This window comes from Corynebacterium sp. USCH3, assembly GCF_037619475.1.
In the GTDB taxonomy this organism is placed as follows: domain Bacteria; phylum Actinomycetota; class Actinomycetes; order Mycobacteriales; family Mycobacteriaceae; genus Corynebacterium.
This window is the reverse complement of sequence record NZ_JAQPZT010000001.1, coordinates 222,241-239,981: the sequence shown is the minus strand read 5'-3', so window position 1 is coordinate 239,981 and position 17,741 is coordinate 222,241. Positions and strand designations below refer to the sequence as shown.

Sequence of the window (17,741 nt, the reverse complement as noted above, 5' to 3'; positions counted from 1 at the left end):
AACTCCTCCCGGAAGGCTCAGGCCTTGACAACGTCCTCCACCCGTTCCCCGTCCCCGACCGCCCAGCACCCCACGCCCTCCCGTCGTCTGGGCGGGCGGACCGTGCTCACCCTGGCCCTGGTCGCGGTCGTGACTCTCGTGGCCTACCGGGAGACCCGACCGGTGGTGTTCGGGCGTGCGCTGGACCTCTACAAGGTCCCGACGGACTTCATGGTCTACTACCGTGCCGGTGAGGCACTCGCCCGCGGCGGAAACATCTACGACGGCGCCCTGTACGGCCCCCTCCCCTTCACCTATCCCCCGTTCGCCGGCACGCTCTTCCGTGGCCTCGCCGCTGCGCCACAGGAGATGTCGGCGACGTTCTGGCAGTTCGCCTGCGTCGGCGCTCTGGTCTGCGTCATTCTCGGTACGCTCGTCCGACGGGGCTACCGGCTCGATGCTGGGACGATCGCCCTGGGTTCCGCTGCCGCGGTCGCGGCACTGGCCCTGTCCCCGGTGCGGGACAGCTTCTTCTACGGTCAGATCAACATGCTGTTGATGCTGCTCGTCAGCCTGGATTTCCTCCGGACCAGGGACAGGCTCAGCGGGATCGGCGTGGGGATCGCTGCCGGCCTGAAGCTGACCCCGGCGTTCTTCATCCTCGTGTTCCTCATGCAGCGCAGGTGGCGGGACGCGATTACCGCGACGGTGACTTTCGCCGTCACCGTCGTGGTCGGACTGTTGACCGTGCCGGACGCGATGCGGTTCTGGACGTCGGCGGTCTTCGACTCGACACGGATCGGCAGCGACACGATATCGGCGTCACAGTCCCTCAAGGGGTTCACGGAGCGGACGTTCGGCGAGAGCACCCTCGGAACCGCGGTGTGGCTGGTTGCCTGCATGATCGTGGTCGTCCTGCTGTACGCCGCCGTCCGGTGGGCGACCCGACGCGACAACCAGCCGTTGGTCATGGCGTTGGGCGGGATCACCGCCTGTCTCGTCTCCCCGTTCTCCTGGCACCACCACTGGGTCTGGCTGGTGCCGCTGGTGGTCTGCCTGGTCGATATCGGGGTCCGGGCCGCACCGGCTTCACCGGACGGTCGACTCAGGTCCTGGGCGGTGGTCCAACTGACCACGGCGGTGTCACTGGTCGTGGTGTACGTGGCGATGATCCCCTTCGTCAGCCACCAGATCTCCGTGCACTGGTCGTTCATCGGACAGGCCACCATGTCCTCCCCGTTGAACAACATGTGGGTGCTCTGGGGAGTCCTCATCGTGGTGGTCTTCGCGGTCGTGGGGCTCGTCGACTGGCGCCGGACCCGTGCCTCCGCTCCCCCTGACTCCCCTGTCGCCTGACTCCCCGTCCGACCGGTGCAGACGACCCCGGTTTAGACGGTTTCCGGACCGTGTGCCTCGACGTGGTCGCGCGAGGCCAGCATGACGACCACGGCGATCACCGCGACGACGGCGGCGACGTAGTAGGGCACCGCCACTCCGACGCCCTCACCGACTTTGGTCGCGGCGAAGGGGGCGATCACGCCACCCATCCACCGGACGAAGTTGTATCCCGCCGAGGCGACCGGCTGCGGGGCGTCGGAGACGCTCATCGCCATTTCGGTGTACATCGTGTTGTTGATTCCCAGCAGTGCACCGGAGACCACCACCAGCACCACGACGACCGCCGTGGTGTCGTGGAATGCGCCGAGCAGGACGTAGATCACCAGGAGTCCGACCAGGGTGGCCATCGTGGTGTTCGCCGCACCGATGCGGTTCTGGATCAGCGGGGCGATGAAGACGGAGAACACTGCCAGGCAGCAACCCCACCCGAAGAAGACCGCGCCGATGCCGATCTCGCCGAATCCGAGGATGAACGGGGTGTAGGCCAGCACGGTGAAGAAGCCGAAGTTGTAGAACAGGGCGGAGAACGACACACCGAAGAGTCCACGGTGCCTGAGCGCCTTCAGCGGGGCGGTGAGACTGGTCTTCTCCGCCGGCGGGGGTGTCGCGGGCAGCTTGAACAGCAGGACGACCAGCGCGATGAGCATCAGTGCCGCGGTGCCGAAGAAGGGACCGCGCCAGTTCAGGGACCCGAGCGCCGCCCCGAGGAGGGGTCCGGCGGCCATGCCGAGTCCGAGTGCCGCCTCGTAGAGGATGATGGCGACGGCGCGTCCACCGCTGGCGACCGAGACGATCACAGCCAGGGCCGTGGCGACGAAGAGCGCGTTGCCGAGTCCCCATCCGGCACGGTAGCCGACCAGTTCGCCGACGCTGTCCGAGGTACCGGCCAGTCCCGCGAAGACGACGATCAGGGCGAGACCGGTGAGCAGGGTCTTCTTGCCGCCGATGCGGCTGGACACCGCCCCGGTGACCAGCATCATCACGGCGGTGACCGCGAAGTAGCTGGTGAAGAGCAGGGAGACCTCGGACGCTCCGGCGTCCAGGTTCTCCGCGATCGCCGGGAGGATCGGGTCAACCAGCCCGATCCCCATGAAGGCGAAGACGCACGCCAGGGCGGTGGCCCACACCGCGACAGGCTGTCGCATCATTGACGTCTTCTCTGACTCGAGTGTCGCGCCGTTGAGCGTGGCCTCCTGGGTGTCTCGTCTCATTCGCGGTCGTACCTTTCCTTGCTTCTCGGGGTGTCGGTCTTCGTGGGTTCTTCGCTGACCCGTCGGATGTACGCGCTGGCGAACGCCGTCAACGGTCCCAACGCATCGGCGATGCGTTGCCGGCCCTCGGCGTCGAGGAGGTCGAAGTGCTCGGCCAACGCCTTGTTGCGCAGGTTGTTGTCACGCGTTCGCGTGGCGCGTCCTTCGTCGGTGATCTCGACCAGCGTGACCCGTGCGTCACGGGGGCTGCGCACGCGGCGGACGACGCCGCTGCGCTCCAGCTTGTCGATCTGCTGGGTCATACCCGGCTGCGTCATTCCGTTGATGCGGGCGAGCAGTCCGATGGAGTGCGGCTCCTCGGTCAGTGTGTTGAGGATGCCCAACTGGGTGAGCGTCAGACTTCCCCGGTGGTCGAGCAGTCGCACCATGTGCAGCCCCTCGCGGAGTGCGTCACGGAACTCGTGAGCGAGTTGGTTGTCCTCGTCCGTGGGGACGTGGGCGGGAGTGTGGTTGGCAGCATTGTTGTCAGTCACGATGTCGAGTGTAAACCATAAGACAGTTATCCACATAACGGCCCCCCCGGCCTCCACCCCCGGCCACAGCTCCGCCCATTCCCCCTGACGTGTCCGCACCCTGACGCCGCCGGCTCACCGACTGGTCCCCCGCCGGACTCCGTCAGCGGAGCCCGGGGGAGAGAATCCGGGGGAGAGTCAGCACCGCCCCGGCGGCATCAGTTCAGGTCGAGCAGCACCGCGCGGGACGCCGACAGGGAGTCGGCGATCTGCGTCTGCAGATCCTGCGGGATCTCCTGGTCGACACGCAGCACCAGGGTGGCCGAGCCCTGGTCGGCGTCCTGCGTGAGGGCGGCGGCGTCGATGTTGATGCCGGCACGGCCCAGGAAGGTACCGACGGTGCCCAGGGCGCCCGGCTGGTCGGTGTAGTTGAGGAACAGGTTCAGTCCCTGCGCACGCAGGTCCAGACCGCGGCCGTTGATGCGGACGATCTTGTCCACCCGCTCCAGGCCGGTCAGCGCACCGATCACCGACACGGCGGTGCCGTCGCCGGTCACCACCGTGACCTCGAGGACGGAACGGTGGGTGACGGACTCATCGGCGGTGGTGACGGTGAGGTCCACTCCGCGCTCGGCGGCGATCTGCGGGGTGTTGACGAACGTGACCTGCTCGTCGACGACGCCGGAGAACACACCACGCAGGGCGGACAGCCCCAGTGCATCGACGTTCTCCGACGACAGCTCGCCCCGGGCTTCGACGTTGACGGAGGTGACGGCGTCGTCCAGCAGACCGGAGGCGACCGTGCCCAGCTTGGTGGCCAGACCCAGCCAAAGGGCGACCTCCTCGGAAACCTTGCCGCCGGTGACGTTGACGGCGTCGGGGACGAAGTCACCGGCCAGTGCCTTGAGCACGGACGCGGCGACATCGGTGCCGGCGCGGTCCTGCGCCTCGACGGTGGACGCGCCCAGGTGCGGGGTCACCACGACCTCGTCGAGGTCGAAGAGCGGCGAGTCGGTGCAGGGCTCGGACGCGTAGACGTCGAAACCGGCTCCCCGGACTGGACCGTTCGTGATGGCGTCCGCCAGGGCCTGCTCATCGACCAGACCGCCGCGGGCGGCGTTGATGATGATCTGCCCCTCCTTCGCCTTGGCCAGGAGCTCGGCGTTGAACATGCCGGCGGTCTCCTTGGTCTTGGGCAGGTGGATCGTCACGAAGTCGGAGCGTCCGACCAGTTCCTCGAGTTCGACGAGTTCCACGCCCAGCTGTGCGGCACGCGCGGGGTTGGCGTAGGGGTCGTAGGCGATGATCTCGGTCTCGAAGGCCGCGAGACGCTGCGCGAAGAGCTGGCCGATGTGGCCGAACCCGACGATGCCGACGGTCTTGCCGAAGATCTCGACACCCTGGAAGGACGAGCGCTTCCACTCGTGGTCCCGCAGCGTGCGGTCCGCCGCCGGGATCTGACGCGCGGCCGACAGCAGCAGGGAGATGGCGTGCTCGCAGGCCGAGTGGATGTTCGACGTCGGCGCGTTCGCGACCATCACACCCTTGGCGGTGGCGGCGTCGATGTCGACGTTGTCCAGCCCCACTCCGGCACGACCGACGATCTTCAGGTTGCGCGCGGCGTCGAGCACCTCGGCGTCGACGGTGGTCGCGGAACGGACCAGGAGCGCGTCGACGTCCGTGACGGCCTCCAGCAGTGCGGGGCGGTTCGGGCCGTCGACCCAACGGACCTCGACGGAGTCCCCCAGCGCGTCCACGGTGGACTGGGCGAGCTTGTCGGCGATGAGAACGACGGGACGGGAATTCTGACTCACGGATACTCCTGACAGGTGTGCTTGTCCCGGCCTCTCCGGCACGACCGCGTCGGAGAGGTCAGGGCCCACGCCTTGCTCCCCTGCTCCGAAGGAGCCCGGGGCGGCGTACGACATGGACAGCTTAGTACGTCTTTGCCCCGCATGTTCCAGAACCCCCGGGATCGTGACTGCGCCTACCCCATGCAGGCGTTGTGACAGAGACCATCCCTCACTGCCATACTGTGTTGGTTCACCTATCTTTCTTGAGGAGACCCACATGGACTCATTCACTGAAACGATGCAGTCTCCGGGCGGGCTGACAGCCATAGGCCTCGGAATTATCATCGTCACCGTCGGCATCCTGCTGCGCGGCAGGAGCAACCCCACCGTCGTGATGACGCTCGTCCCGATCGTCGGTGCCGTCCTCGCCGGCTACGGCATCAAGAGCATCGGCGAGTTCTACGAGTCAGGCCTCGGCTCAGTGATGAACGTCGTCGTGATGTTCATCTTCGCGATCATCTACTTCGGCATCCTCAGCGACACCGGGCTGTTCACACCCCTGGTCAAGGGCCTGATCATCGCCACACGCGGCAACGTCATCCTCGTTGCCCTGGGAACCGCCGCCATCGGCATGGTCGTGCACCTCGACGGTGCCGGCGCCACCACCTTCCTGATCACCATCCCCGCACTGCTGCCGCTCTACAAGGCCATGCACATGTCCCGTTACGTGCTGCTGGCCATCGTGGCCACCGCCGCCTCGGTGATGAACATGGTGCCCTGGGCCGGCCCCATCGGTCGTGCCTCCTCCGTGGTCGACCAGACTCCCGTCGAACTCTGGCAGCACATCCTCCCCCTGCAGGGCATCGCCCTGGTCCTGGTGTTCGTGATCGCCGGCCTGCTCGGCCTCAAGGAGCAGCGCCGCATCGCCAAGCTGCGTCAGACCCCCGAATTCGTCGGCACCGACGAGGTGGACGTCCACAGCCTCGCCGCCGACTTCGTCGCACGCGAGAAGGAGAAGCAGGAGGAGATCGGCGCACAGATGCGGACCGGACGGTGGGTCACCACGGTCAACATCGTGCTGTCCGTCGCCATGCTCGCCCTGCTCATGTCCGGCTGGATCGAGCCGGGACCGGTCTTCCTCGTCGGTACCGCCATCGCCCTGGTCGTGAACTTCCCGCTCTCCGGCGAGCAGGCGGAGACCCTCAAGCGCCACGCCCCCAACGCCCTTTCCATGGCCGGGGTCATCCTCGCCGCCGCCATGTTCCTCGGCGTACTCAACGAAACCGGCATGCTCGAGGAGATCGCCCTCAGCCTGCTGCACATCCTGCCGGATTCCGTCGGTGCCCAGCTGCACGTCATCGTCGGCCTCCTGGGCGTCCCGCTCGACCTGCTGACCTCGACCGACGCCTACTACTTCTCCGTCCTGCCGGTCGTGCAGGAGACCGTGGCCTCCTTCGGCGTCTCGGGCAGCGGTGCCGCTGCCGCACTGATCATCGGCAACATCATCGGCACCTTCGTCAGCCCCTTCTCCCCCGCCCTGTGGCTGGCCATCGGCCTGTCCGGCGGCACCATCGGCAAGCACATCAAGCTGACCTTCCCGATCGCCTGGGCCTTCGGCATCGTCATGGTCCTCATCGCCGTGGCACTCGGCCTGACGGCCTGACCCGTCAGGATCCGTCAGGGGCCGTCGGTCACGGTCTGCAGATGTTCCCGCACGCGGCGTCACACACCTGCGACGGTGCCAGCGGGGCCGGTGCAGCCTCGGTCTGCACCGTCACATGTCCGATACCACGGTCCTCGAACACCTTCCGGACGTCTTGACGGACCGCCTGCTCGTCCCCGGTGGTCACGACATGGACCGTCGCCATCGAGGATTCGCCGTCCACCGACCAGATGTGCAGGTCGTGTGACCCGTAGACCCCATCGGTCGCGCTGACGGCCTCCTCGACCTCCACCGGGTCGACCCCCGCCGGCACCTGCTCCATCAGCACGGTGCCGGCCTCCTTCATCAACGACCACGCCCGTGGCAGGATCATCGCGGCGATGACCAGCGACGCCACCGCGTCCACCCAGAACCACCCGGTGGCGCTGATCACCAGTGCGGCGACGATGACGGCCACCGAACCGAGCAGATCCACCAGCACGTGGAGGTAGGCACCCTTCATGTTCAGCGACTCCCCCGCACTACGGTGCAGGATCACCGCCGACACGACGTTGGCCAGCAGACCGACCACGGCGACGCCCAGCATCAGGCCCGTCTGGATCTCCTCGGGCCCCTCCCCCATCCGGCGGAAGGCCGCGACGGCGATCCAGACGCCGATCACCGCCACCGCCCCGGCGTTGACCGCGGCCGCGAGCACCTCCGCCCGACGGAACCCGTAGGTCGAGCGGGCCGTCGCAGGACGCGATCCGACCATCATCGCCAGCGCCGCGACGACCAGACCACCAGCGTCGGACAACATGTGTCCTGCGTCAGCGAGCAGCGCCAGCGAGCCCGACACGACGCCACCGACGACCTGCGCGACGAAGATCGTCGAGGTCATCGCGATGACGATCCAGAGGGCCTTGCCCCGGACCTGCGTCGCGTGGGAGTGACCGTGCCCGGCACCGTGATCATGTCCGGGGCGGTCATCCCGGCCGCCGTGGTCGTGGTGGTGGTCGTGTCCCATCAGGGTCCTCCATTGTCATTAACGGTAGACACCCACACTATGTCTCAACAGTCCGCAGGTCAATGGCAATATTTGGGTACCGTAATCATTGTCATTAAGAATCCCGGAGGCACTCTGTCGACGCCGCCGTCCACGCCCCGGGCGGGCGTTCGTCGCCCCGGCGGGCGGTTCCCGCGCCAATGCGGAATAGTGGCCTGCCCGGAGCGGTTGGACCGTGCATGACACCGGGCACCCCCGGCGCCACACGTACCACCGAACAGAAGGAACGAAAGACCATGAGCACTGTGGGATTCATCGGCGCAGGACTGATCGGAGCCACCGTCGCCCGGTTGGCCGTCCAGGCAGGCCACGACGTCGTCCTGAGCAATTCCCGGGACCCGAAGACCCTTCTCCCCCTCGCTGCTGCGCTGGGGCCACGGGCGCGGGTCGACACCCCGGACGGAGCAGCCTCCGCCGGCGACACCGTCGTCGTCACGGTCCCACTCGGCGCACTCAACGACATCCCGGTCGCACCCCTGGCAGGCAAGACGGTCATCGACACCAGCAACTACTACTGGCAGCGCGACGGCCACATCGACGCCCTCGACGACCGTTCGATCACCACGTCGCAGATCCTCCAGGACCGCATCCCGGACGCCCGGGTGGTCAAGGCCTTCAACAACATCAACTTCGCCCACCTCGGGGAACTCGCACGGCCGGAGGGAGACCCGCAGCGCACCTCCCTCCTCGTCGCCGGCGACTCAGCCGACGCCAAGCAGCAGGTCGCGTCCCTGTTGTCCAGCCTGGGCTACGGTACCGTCGACGCCGGCGACCTGGCCGAGGGATGGCGCTTCGACAACGGACAGCCCGCCTACGGACGCCCCTACATCTCCCCGGACGCGTCCCCCACGTCGCTCTACGACATGGGGCCCGGACGGCCCGCCTCCGACAGTGAACTCCGGGACGCCCTCGCATCGGCGTCACGGTCGGTGTAACGGCAGAACGAAACCCCGCGGAGCAGATACTCCGCGGGGTTGTGTGCCGTGCGTCAACCCGTCGGGCTGCAGCAGGTCAGACTACGCGGTGGCGTCCAGCGGGTTCTTGACCCAGCTCATGAGATCGCGCAGCTTGGTGCCGGTGGTCTCGATCGGGTGCTTGGCGTAGTCGGCACGCAGGCCCTCGAGCTCCTTGTTGCCACCCTCGACATTGGCGATCAGGCGCTTGGTGAACGTACCGTCCTGGATGTCGGACAGGATGTCCTTCATGCGATCCTTGGTGCCGGCGTCGATGACGCGCGGGCCGGAGAGGTAACCGCCGAACTCCGCGGTGTCGGAGACCGAGTAGTTCATGTTGGCGATACCGCCCTCGAACATCAGGTCCACGATCAGCTTGAGCTCGTGCAGGCACTCGAAGTAGGCCATCTCCGGCTCGTAGCCGGCTTCGGTGAGGACCTCGAAACCGGTCTTGACCAGTTCCTCGGTGCCACCGCAGAGCACAGCCTGCTCGCCGAACAGGTCGGTGACGGTCTCTGCCTCGAAGGTGGTCGGGATGACACCGGCACGGGCACCACCGATGGCGGCGGCGTAGGACAACGCCAGGTCGCGCCCCTCGCCCTTCGGGTCCTGTTCGACGGCGATGAGGCAGGGCACGCCCTTGCCGTCGACGAACTGACGGCGGACCAGGTGGCCCGGGCCCTTGGGGGCGGCCATGGCGATGGTGATGTTGTCGGCCGGCTTGATCAGCTCGAAGTGGATGTTCAGACCGTGGCCGAAGAACACGGCGTTGCCGTCCTCCAGGTTCGGCGCGATGTCCTCGGTGTACACGGTGGCCTGGGTGGTGTCAGGCACCAGCACCATGATCACGTCGGCCCAGGCGGCGGCCTCGGCGTTGGACAGCACGGAGAAGCCGGCCTCCTCGGCCTTCGCGGCAGACTTGGAGCCCTCGCGCAGACCGATGACGACCTCGACACCCGAGTCACGCAGGTTCTGGGCGTGGGCGTGCCCCTGCGAACCGTAGCCGAGCACGGCAACCTTCCGACCCTGGATGATCGACAGGTCAGCGTCGTCGTCGTAGAAAACGTCAATTGCCATGAGGTACAGCCTTTCGTGAAAAAACGGATGGGAAAACGGACATGAATCGGTTCATGAACCGGGTACAGCGTTCAGTGCCTGCCATCGTATCAGCAACAAGTATCAGAGGGTGAGACAGGGTATCCCACCCCGTGAATGACCGCAGGAGTTCAGAGTTTCGCGGGGTACATCGCCTTCTGGCCCCGGCTGACCGCCGTGACACTGGACTCGACGAGCTCGCGGATCCCGAAGGGCTCCAGCACCTCCAGCAGGGCCTTGAGCTTGGTCGGTGTACCGGTGGCTTCGATGACCACCGACTCCGGCCCGACGTCGACGACGTGTGCACGGAAGAGCTTCGCGGACTCCACGACCTGGGTGCGGTTGGAGTTGTCGGCGGAGACCTTCACCAGCATCAGCCCACGGCAGACGATGGAGTCCGGGTCGTGGCGGCTGACCTTGATCACCGGGATCAGCTTGTTGAGCTGCTTGGTGATCTGCTCGATGACGTGGTCCTCCCCTTCCACCTGGATGGTGAACCGGTTGACGCCGTCGACCTCGGTCTGCCCCGAGGCGATCGAGATGATGCTGAAGGCCCGCCGGGTGAACATGCCGGTGATGCGTGAGGCGATACCGTCGACGTCCTCACACAGGACACTCAGAGTGTGGACTTGGGACATTAGTTCTCCTCGCCTTCCTCGATGATCTTGCGGATGTCCTCGGGATCCTCCGCGGCGGACTGATCCTGTTCGAACAGGGGACGCAGGTCCCGGACGTACTGGACCTCGTCATTCGAGGCACCGGCGGAGATCATCGGCCACACCTGGGCGTCCTCACCGACGATGAAGTCGATGACGACGGGTCGGTCATTGATCTCGCGGGCCTTGGCGATCGTCGCGGCGACGCCCTCGGGGCCGTCCTTCTCCGTGACGCGGAAAGCCGCACAGCCCATCGACTCGGCGAGCCCCACGAAGTCGGGGAGGTAGTTCTCCCCCGGCTTGAGGTTGGTGTGGGAGTAGTGCCCGTCGAAGAACAGCGTCTGCCACTGGCGCACCATGCCCAGGTTGCCGTTGTTGATCAGGGCGATCTTGATCGGCAGACCTTCAACGGCGCAGGTGACGAGTTCCTGGTTGGTCATCTGGAAACATCCGTCACCGTCGACCGCCCACACCTCGGTGTCCGGTGCGGCGGCCTTGGCGCCCATGGCGGCGGGGACGGAGTAGCCCATCGTCCCCAGCCCACCGGAGTTCAGCCAGGTACGGGGCGACTCGAACTTCAGGAACTGCGCCGCCCACATCTGGTGCTGACCGACGCCGGCGACGTAGACCGCCTCCGGTCCGGCTGCCTCGGTGAGCTGTTCCAGCACGAACTGCGGAGCGAGTTTGCCGTCGTCGGGCTCGTCGTACCCCGGAGGGAAGTCCGCCTTCAGTCCGTCCAGGTAGCCGGTCCACCGGGAGATGTCCTGCTCCTGCGGGCGGGCCCCGACGGCACGACGCAGGGCGACGAGCACCTCGCGGGCGTCACCGACGATCGGCACGTTGACCTCACGGATCTTGCCGATCTCCGCCGGGTCGATGTCGGCGTGGATGACCTTCGCCCCCGGGGCGAAGGAGTCGACGTCGCCGGTGACACGGTCGTCGAAACGGGCGCCGAGCGCCAGGATGAGGTCCGACTTCTGCAGGGCGGCCACCGCCGGCACGGTACCGTGCATCCCCGGCATACCGAGGAACTGCGGGTGGGACTCCGGGAACACACCCAGCGCCATCAGCGTGGTCGTCACCGGGACGCCGGTCGCCTCAGCGAAGGCGAGGAGTTCCTTGTGCGCGTTGGCCTTCAGGACACCACCGCCGGCGTAGATGACCGGCCGCTTCGCCTCGGCGATCAGCCGCGCCGCCTCGTCGATCTGGCGGGAGTGCGGCGTCGTCACCGGGTGGTAGCCGGGCAGACGGTAGGACGGCGGCCAGACGAAGTCGAGCTCGGCGTTCTGCACGTCCTTGGGGATGTCGACGAGCACGGCGCCGGGGCGGCCCGTACTCGCCACGTGGAATGCCTCGGCGATGGCCGCCGGGATCTCCTCCGGACGGGTCACCATGAAGCTGTGCTTGGTGATCGGCATCGTGATGCCGCGAATGTCGGCCTCCTGGAAACCGTCGGTACCCAGCAGATGGCTGCCGACCTGACCGGTGATGGCGACGATCGGCACGGAGTCCATGTTCGCGTCGGCCAACGGGGTGACCAGGTTGGTGGCTCCGGGGCCCGAGGTCGCGATGCACACGCCGACCTCGCCGGAGACCTGCGCGTAGCCGGTGGCGGCGTGACCGGCACCCTGCTCATGACGCACGAGGATGTGGTTGAGCTTCTCGGAGCCGTAGAGAGCTTCGTAGAGCGGGAGTACCGCACCACCGGGGAGGCCGAAGACAACGTCGGTGCCCAGTTCCTCGAGGGACCGGACTACCGCCTGGGCGCCGTTGATGCGTTCAGGCTTGCGGCTGCGTCCTGAAGCAGCGACTGTCGCAGGACTGGGGTGTGGGCGTGAGGTGTCATTCACCGTCCGTGCACTCCTTTGGGTGGTCATGTGTTGTGGATGTCCGACATTCGAGGTCTCGCAAGGTGTGGTTCCGCCGTAGAACCGACGGTGCCCCCGCTACCCGGGGTACGGGGCGGGGGCGCCAGATTGTTCCGCGAAGTGACCGCAGGGGCTCTAGCGCCCGGCGGATACAAGAATCAGGAACGTCGTCATAACCAGAGACCATAGTGTAGACCGGACCCCCGGTCAATGGAATTGTCGGAATTTTCCCACCCGCTGATACCCCCAATCTCACTTCGTGGGCCGTTACGGGAGGTCCCGTCCGGTGGCCCACCGTTTCCAGCGAACACCAAGATTCACCTACTACGGTGTGTCCCATGTTCGACGTCAGATACATCGCGTTCTCCCTCTGGGAATGGGTGATCCAGCACGGATTACCGCTGTCCGCCCTGCTGATCGCCGCCATCCTGATCCCCCGGGTCGGGCGGCAGGCTGTCCGGGTGCTCACCAACCGACTCGAGACGGGGCAGGAAGAGACCAAGGCCAAGCTGGCCCTGGTCGGGGCCCTGGTCTACATGCTCGAGATCGTCGCCTACTTCGTGCTCGTCCTCGTGGCGCTGACCAACCTGGGAGTGCCGGCCATGGGCGCGGCAATCCCCGCCACCGTGGTCTCCGCGGCGATCGGTTTCGGCTCACAGAACATCATCGGTGACTTCCTCAGCGGCTTTTTCATCATCTCGGAGCGCCACTACGGCGTCGGCGACGTCGTCACCTTCGACGACACCGCAGGACAGATCACCGGCACAGTCGTGAAGCTGACCTTGCGTTCCACCCAGATCCGCACTGTCGCCGGCGAACTCGTCACCGTCCCCAACAGCAAGGCCAGCGTCACGATCAACTACTCCCAGAAGTGGTCACGTGCCGTCGTGGACCTCGACGTCCCGATGGTCAACGGCGAGTCGATGGCGGACCTCCTGTCCAAGGTAGAGGATGCCTCCGCCAAGGCCGTGGAGTCCGCCGGCATCGACGCCAGCATCCTCGGTGAGATCGAAATCCAGCCCGCCCGCAACATCACCCCGCCTGCCGCTGCAGGTCAGCCTTGGTCGGTCGGTATGCGCGTCGGCGTCGACACCGGTCCCGCCGACCAGTGGCTCGTGGAACGGGCGATCCGCGCGAACCTCGTCAACACCTTCTGGGACAGGTACCAGTCTCCCGGCGAGGCAATCGCCACGCGCGCCGAGCTCGCCGACCACCGAGACGACGACCGGGACGACCTGTCCCCCGGGAGCGAACGACACGCCGAATCGCCGGAACAGGTCGCTGGAGACGACTCCGACGACACGCAGAAGGTCATCGCCGCGGCCACCGCGGGAAGCGACCATATGTCGGTCGACGACGACACGGACACAACGGACACCTCCGACGATGGAGCCGCCGCGGTCCCCGACCCAGATGACCCCGCCACCGAAGTCCTGCCGTCGTCCGAAGCCGAGCCGGCGACCGGCGGTGACACACGCGGCGGGGACGGCAAGACCGACCTCGCCGACCTGGTGGACGGGCCGTACACGTCCAGGACGAAGAACGTGCTGAGTTTCGGGGGACGTTTCCGTCCATCCACCGCAGGCCTGTTCATCGCCCTGGTCGTCGTCGGACTCCTCGCGTTGTTCTCCAGCAACCCGGACGACGCCGACCAGCCCGGCATCCTGTCCCCTGACCGGTGGCGGAACGCCGGCACCGAGGTCGAGTCGACCGAAACGCCCGAAACCGCTGCACCGTCGGACGCTGCCGGAAACGGCGAGAACACCGACGGTACGGAGAACACGGACGGTACGAACAACACCGGCAACACCGGCCCGGAGAACTCCGGCGGCGACCAGGGCACCGGAAATTCCCAGAACCAGGGCGGGACCGAGTCCGGCAACAGCGGAAACACCGGAAACTCCGGCAACAGTGGAAACAGTGGCTCGCAGAACGGGGCGGGCACCAACTCCACGGACACCGGTGACACGTCCGGCAACACCGAGTCCGGCGAGACCGGCTCGGGCGGCACCGACGGAGCCGCCCAGAATCAGGGCCAGGCCGCCGACGAGAGCACGGCACCCTGAGCTCACCCGTAGCCCGCCCGCCGCCCAACCGGTATCCCACCCACACCGCCCGGACCACTCGGTCCGGGCGGTGTGTCTGTCGCGCGGGACGACTGACTACTATGGACGACCATGAGTTCCGTGGAGTCACCCGATCTGCCGTACCGGATCCGGACCGACCAGTCACATCTGATCGCCGGCGTTCTCATGCTGGCGATGTCGGTCGTCGGTATCGCCTATGCACCGCAGATCTTCTTCTGGCTCCCCCTGCTGCCGATTCTGTTCATCGTCGGCGTGCTGCGCACCCGCACGGAGTTCACTGACGGTGGCATCACCGCGCGGTACCTTCTTCGCCCGACGAAGTCATTGGCGTGGGACGACTTCCAGGCGTTACGATTCACCCGCGGAGGCAAGGCCCTCGCTGTGAGCAACAACGAGAAGACCTTCCCGCTCCCGGGCGTGAGCTTCAATTCGCTGGTGACCCTGGCGAAAGTCACCGGGGGCAGGATTCCGGACCCGGTGACCCCGAGTCTCTCCGCCATCGACGAGAAGGTCAGGGTCGTCGAGCGCGACAGTGGCCTGGCCGTCCTCATGGACGACGACGAGTACGGCGACTACGAAGCCGCACGGCGGGCCAGCCACATGGCGCGGGAGGAACTCGCACGCCGCCGTGCCGCACACGCCGACCCAGACCACACAGACGCCGCTTCCCCGTCCGACGACAACTGACGACTGTCTCCCCGGACACACTTTCCCCACCTGCATTCACCTGACACGACTGCCCACGGGCCGGGCAGCCGCACGAGGCCCGACGAGAGGACGCTTTCCCACCATGAACGAGATCTCCTACCGGTCATCAGTGACCACCCAGGGACGCAATGCCGCCGGCGCGCGGTCCCTGTGGCGAGCCACGGGCATGAAGGACAGTGACTTCGACAAGCCGATCATCGCGATCGCCAACTCCTACACCCAGTTCGTGCCCGGACACGTCCACCTCAAGAACGTCGGCGACATCGTCGCCGAGGCCGTGGCTGAGGCCGGCGGCGTCGCCCGCGAGTTCAACACCATCGCCGTCGACGACGGCATCGCCATGGGCCATTCCGGCATGCTGTACTCCCTGCCGAGCCGCGAGATCATCTCCGACTCCGTGGAGTACATGGTCAACGCGCACCAGGCGGATGCCATCGTGTGCATCTCCAACTGCGACAAGATCACCCCCGGCATGCTCAACGCCGCGATGCGCCTGAACATCCCCGTCGTCTTCGTCTCCGGTGGGCCGATGGAGGCGGGCAAGGCCGTCATCGTCGACGGTGTCGCCCATGCACCGACCGACCTGATCACCTCGATCTCCGCGTCCGCGAGCGAGCAGGTCTCCCAGCAGGGCCTGCTGACCGTCGAGCAGGCAGCCTGCCCGACCTGCGGGTCCTGCTCCGGCATGTTCACCGCCAACTCGATGAACTGCCTCACCGAGGCGCTGGGCCTCTCCCTGCCCGGCAACGGCTCGACCCTGGCGACCCACTCGGCACGGCGGGAACTGTTCAGTGAGGCCGGCCGGACCATCGTCGACCTGTGCCGCCGCTACTACGGTGACGGTGACACCTCGGTGCTGCCCCGCAACATCGCCACCAAGGAGGCGTTCCAGAACTCCATGGCCCTGGACATGGCCATGGGCGGTTCCACCAACACCGTGCTGCACATCCTCGCCGCCGCACAGGAAGGCGGGGTCGACTTCGACCTCTCCGACATCGACGACCTCTCCCGGACCGTCCCGTGTCTGTCGAAGGTCGCGCCGAACTCCGACTACCACATGGAGGACGTCCACCGGGCCGGTGGCATCCCCCGCATCCTCGGCGAACTGTGGCGTGGCGGCAAGCTCAACGAGGACGTGCACACGGTCCACTCCCGGAGTCTCGCCGAGTGGCTGGAGAAGTGGGACGTCAGCGCACAGTCCCCGTGCCAGGAGGCTGTCGACCTCTACCATGCGGCCCCCGGTGGCGTCCGCACCACCGAACCGTTCTCCACCGACAACACCTGGGACGAACTCGACCTCGATGCCGAGGGCGGCTGCATCCACGATGTCGACCACGCCTTCACCGCCGACGGTGGTCTGGTCATCCTGCGTGGCAACCTCTCCCCGGACGGTGCGGTCATCAAATCCGCCGGCATCGACGAGTCGCTCTGGCACTTCTCCGGCCCCGCCCTGGTTGTGGAATCACAGGAGGAGGCCGTGGACGTGATCCTCAAGAAGAAGGTCACGCCCGGCGACGTCATCGTGGTGCGGTACGAGGGGCCGTCCGGCGGACCAGGCATGCAGGAGATGCTGCACCCGACCGCGTTCCTCAAGGGATCAGGCCTGGGCAAGAAGTGCGCCCTGATCACCGACGGCCGGTTCTCCGGCGGTTCGTCAGGCATCTCCGTCGGGCACATCTCCCCCGAGGCCGCCGGCGGCGGACTCATCGGGCTGGTCGAGAACGGTGACACCGTCACCATCGACGTGCACAACCGTCGACTGACCCTGGATGTGCCGGACGAGGAGATCGCCCGCCGACGCGCCGCCATGGACGCCTCCGGCAAGCCATGGAAGCCTGTGACCCGCCAGCGCAAGGTCACCAAGGCCCTGCGTGCCTACGCGAAGATGGCCACCAGCGCCGACAAGGGCGCGGTGCGCGAGGTCGACTGACTCCGTCGTTCGCGCCCTGCCCGACGCGCCCCGAGTGCCCGGCGTCCTCGGGGGCCCGGGCCCCGTGACCTACATCGTGCCCGGATACGCCCCGCCGTCGACGAGCACGTTCTGCCCGGTGATGTAGCCCGCCTGCGCCGAGCACAGGAAGGCACACGTCGCCCCGAACTCGGACGGGTCGCCGAAACGTCCGGCAGGGATCCCCTGGGGCGACGGTGCCGTGCCGTTCCCCGTCTGTGTCAGTCGAGCGGTCGCGAAACGTCCGGGCAGCAGGTTGTTGACCGTCACATTCGCCGACGCCAGCTGCGGTTGCCGCGCCACCCCGGCGACGAACCCGGTCAGGCCGCTGCGCGCACCGTTGGACAGGGCCAGTGTCGCGATCGGCGCCTTCACCGCGCCTGAGGTGATGTTCACCACCCGGCCGAAACCGCGGGACACCATCGTGTCCACGGTGGCCTTGATCAGCTCGACGGGGGTCAGCATGTTCTGTCGCAGAGCAGACATCCAGTCGTCCTCGTCCCACTCACGGAAGTCCCCGGGCGGCGGGCCGCCGGCGTTCGTGACGAGGATGTCGACCTGCGGAGCCGCGTCCACCAGGGATGCTCGGACAGCCGGGTCGCCGATGTCGCCGACGACCTCGTGCACCGTCACCCCGCGCGATCGCAACCGGTCCGCCGCCTCGGCCAGCGGCCCGGCGCGACGGGCGTTGACCACCAGGTTAACCCCTTCAGCAGCCAGGGCGTCCGCGCACCCGAAGCCCAGTCCCTGACTGGAGGCACCGATCACGGCCCATCTGTCACGTATCCCGAAGTCCATGCCCCCACGCTACCGCCTAGACTGGGC

General features: G+C 66.9%; 14 protein-coding genes. 6 read left to right on the top strand and 8 right to left on the bottom strand.

The genetic code is table 11. The features are described from left to right. The first annotated feature begins 24 nt into the window (after positions 1-24). Positions 25-1,335, top strand: coding sequence for a glycosyltransferase 87 family protein (locus PQI66_RS01130; RefSeq protein WP_339995338.1), 1,311 nt, complete (start codon positions 25-27; stop codon positions 1,333-1,335). Between the two features lie 32 nt (positions 1,336-1,367). On the opposite strand, the gene PQI66_RS01125 is transcribed toward PQI66_RS01130, so the two are convergent. The 3 genes from PQI66_RS01125 to serA all read right to left on the bottom strand — a co-directional run bounded on the left by PQI66_RS01125 (position 1,368) and on the right by serA (position 4,914). After that, positions 1,368-2,588 (bottom strand): MFS transporter, encoded by a 1,221-nt coding sequence (locus PQI66_RS01125; RefSeq protein WP_339995336.1) that lies wholly within the window; start codon positions 2,586-2,588, stop codon positions 1,368-1,370. Further along, the gene (locus PQI66_RS01120) at positions 2,585-3,121 is read right to left on the bottom strand and encodes a MarR family winged helix-turn-helix transcriptional regulator (protein WP_339995335.1); all 537 of its coding nucleotides are present in this window, start codon (positions 3,119-3,121) and stop codon (positions 2,585-2,587) included. The genes PQI66_RS01125 and PQI66_RS01120 overlap by 4 nt, the downstream gene beginning before the upstream one ends. Positions 3,122-3,318: 197 nt before the next feature. Continuing rightward, positions 3,319-4,914: a phosphoglycerate dehydrogenase gene (gene serA / locus PQI66_RS01115; RefSeq protein WP_339995333.1), complete on the bottom strand. Its 1,596-nt coding sequence runs from the start codon at positions 4,912-4,914 to the stop codon at positions 3,319-3,321. A 277-nt stretch (positions 4,915-5,191) separates the two neighbouring features. On the opposite strand from serA, the gene PQI66_RS01110 reads away from it, so the two are divergent. Beyond that, positions 5,192-6,556 (top strand): CitMHS family transporter, encoded by a 1,365-nt coding sequence (locus PQI66_RS01110; protein ID WP_339995974.1) that lies wholly within the window; start codon positions 5,192-5,194, stop codon positions 6,554-6,556. A gap of 28 nt (positions 6,557-6,584) precedes the next feature. Here PQI66_RS01110 and PQI66_RS01105 read toward each other — a convergent pair whose 3' ends face one another. Beyond that, the gene (locus tag PQI66_RS01105) at positions 6,585-7,562 is read right to left on the bottom strand and encodes a cation diffusion facilitator family transporter (protein WP_339995332.1); all 978 of its coding nucleotides are present in this window, start codon (positions 7,560-7,562) and stop codon (positions 6,585-6,587) included. A gap of 275 nt (positions 7,563-7,837) precedes the next feature. Here PQI66_RS01105 and PQI66_RS01100 point away from each other — a divergent pair, with 275 nt between their 5' ends. Next, a complete protein-coding gene (locus tag PQI66_RS01100) occupies positions 7,838-8,536 on the top strand; it encodes an NADPH-dependent F420 reductase (RefSeq protein ID WP_339995331.1) in 699 nt (232 codons plus the stop codon). 81 nt (positions 8,537-8,617) lie between these two features. Here the strand turns inward: PQI66_RS01100 and ilvC are convergent, their stop codons facing one another. The 3 genes from ilvC to PQI66_RS01085 all read right to left on the bottom strand — a co-directional run bounded on the left by ilvC (position 8,618) and on the right by PQI66_RS01085 (position 12,155). Next, on the bottom strand, positions 8,618-9,631 hold the full coding sequence (ilvC, locus tag PQI66_RS01095; RefSeq protein ID WP_339995330.1) for a ketol-acid reductoisomerase: 1,014 nt from the start codon (positions 9,629-9,631) through the stop codon (positions 8,618-8,620). A 149-nt stretch (positions 9,632-9,780) separates the two neighbouring features. Beyond that, positions 9,781-10,287, bottom strand: a complete 507-nt coding sequence (gene ilvN / locus PQI66_RS01090) for an acetolactate synthase small subunit (RefSeq protein ID WP_339995328.1) — start codon at positions 10,285-10,287, stop codon at positions 9,781-9,783. Continuing rightward, on the bottom strand, positions 10,287-12,155 hold the full coding sequence (locus tag PQI66_RS01085) for an acetolactate synthase large subunit (protein ID WP_339995326.1): 1,869 nt from the start codon (positions 12,153-12,155) through the stop codon (positions 10,287-10,289). Before PQI66_RS01085 ends, ilvN begins: the two co-directional genes overlap by 1 nt. Before the next feature lie 356 nt (positions 12,156-12,511). Between PQI66_RS01085 and PQI66_RS01080 the strand changes: the two genes are divergently transcribed. The 3 genes from PQI66_RS01080 to ilvD all read left to right on the top strand — a co-directional run bounded on the left by PQI66_RS01080 (position 12,512) and on the right by ilvD (position 16,898). Beyond that, a complete protein-coding gene (locus PQI66_RS01080) occupies positions 12,512-14,239 on the top strand; it encodes a mechanosensitive ion channel family protein (protein WP_339995325.1) in 1,728 nt (575 codons plus the stop codon). A 111-nt stretch (positions 14,240-14,350) separates the two neighbouring features. Next, positions 14,351-14,947 (top strand): PH domain-containing protein, encoded by a 597-nt coding sequence (locus tag PQI66_RS01075; RefSeq protein WP_339995324.1) that lies wholly within the window; start codon positions 14,351-14,353, stop codon positions 14,945-14,947. A 103-nt stretch (positions 14,948-15,050) separates the two neighbouring features. Next, the gene (gene ilvD, locus PQI66_RS01070) at positions 15,051-16,898 is read left to right on the top strand and encodes a dihydroxy-acid dehydratase (protein WP_339995323.1); all 1,848 of its coding nucleotides are present in this window, start codon (positions 15,051-15,053) and stop codon (positions 16,896-16,898) included. 69 nt (positions 16,899-16,967) lie between these two features. On the opposite strand, the gene PQI66_RS01065 is transcribed toward ilvD, so the two are convergent. Next, complete coding sequence (locus PQI66_RS01065) at positions 16,968-17,714, bottom strand: SDR family oxidoreductase (protein WP_339995321.1); 747 nt, start codon at positions 17,712-17,714, stop codon at positions 16,968-16,970. Between the last annotated feature and the right edge of the window lie 27 nt (positions 17,715-17,741).

Coding starts and splice junctions, on each gene's coding strand:
- PQI66_RS01125 (WP_339995336.1), bottom strand. CDS start 2,588: ATGAGACGAGACACCCAGGAGGCCACGCTCAACGGCGCGACACTCGAG.
- PQI66_RS01110 (WP_339995974.1), top strand. CDS start 5,192: ATGCAGTCTCCGGGCGGGCTGACAGCCATAGGCCTCGGAATTATCATC.
- PQI66_RS01105 (WP_339995332.1), bottom strand. CDS start 7,562: ATGGGACACGACCACCACCACGACCACGGCGGCCGGGATGACCGCCCC.
- PQI66_RS01100 (WP_339995331.1), top strand. CDS start 7,838: ATGAGCACTGTGGGATTCATCGGCGCAGGACTGATCGGAGCCACCGTC.
- ilvC (WP_339995330.1), bottom strand. CDS start 9,631: ATGGCAATTGACGTTTTCTACGACGACGACGCTGACCTGTCGATCATC.
- ilvN (WP_339995328.1), bottom strand. CDS start 10,287: ATGTCCCAAGTCCACACTCTGAGTGTCCTGTGTGAGGACGTCGACGGT.
- PQI66_RS01080 (WP_339995325.1), top strand. CDS start 12,512: ATGTTCGACGTCAGATACATCGCGTTCTCCCTCTGGGAATGGGTGATC.
- PQI66_RS01075 (WP_339995324.1), top strand. CDS start 14,351: ATGAGTTCCGTGGAGTCACCCGATCTGCCGTACCGGATCCGGACCGAC.
- ilvD (WP_339995323.1), top strand. CDS start 15,051: ATGAACGAGATCTCCTACCGGTCATCAGTGACCACCCAGGGACGCAAT.
- PQI66_RS01065 (WP_339995321.1), bottom strand. CDS start 17,714: ATGGACTTCGGGATACGTGACAGATGGGCCGTGATCGGTGCCTCCAGT.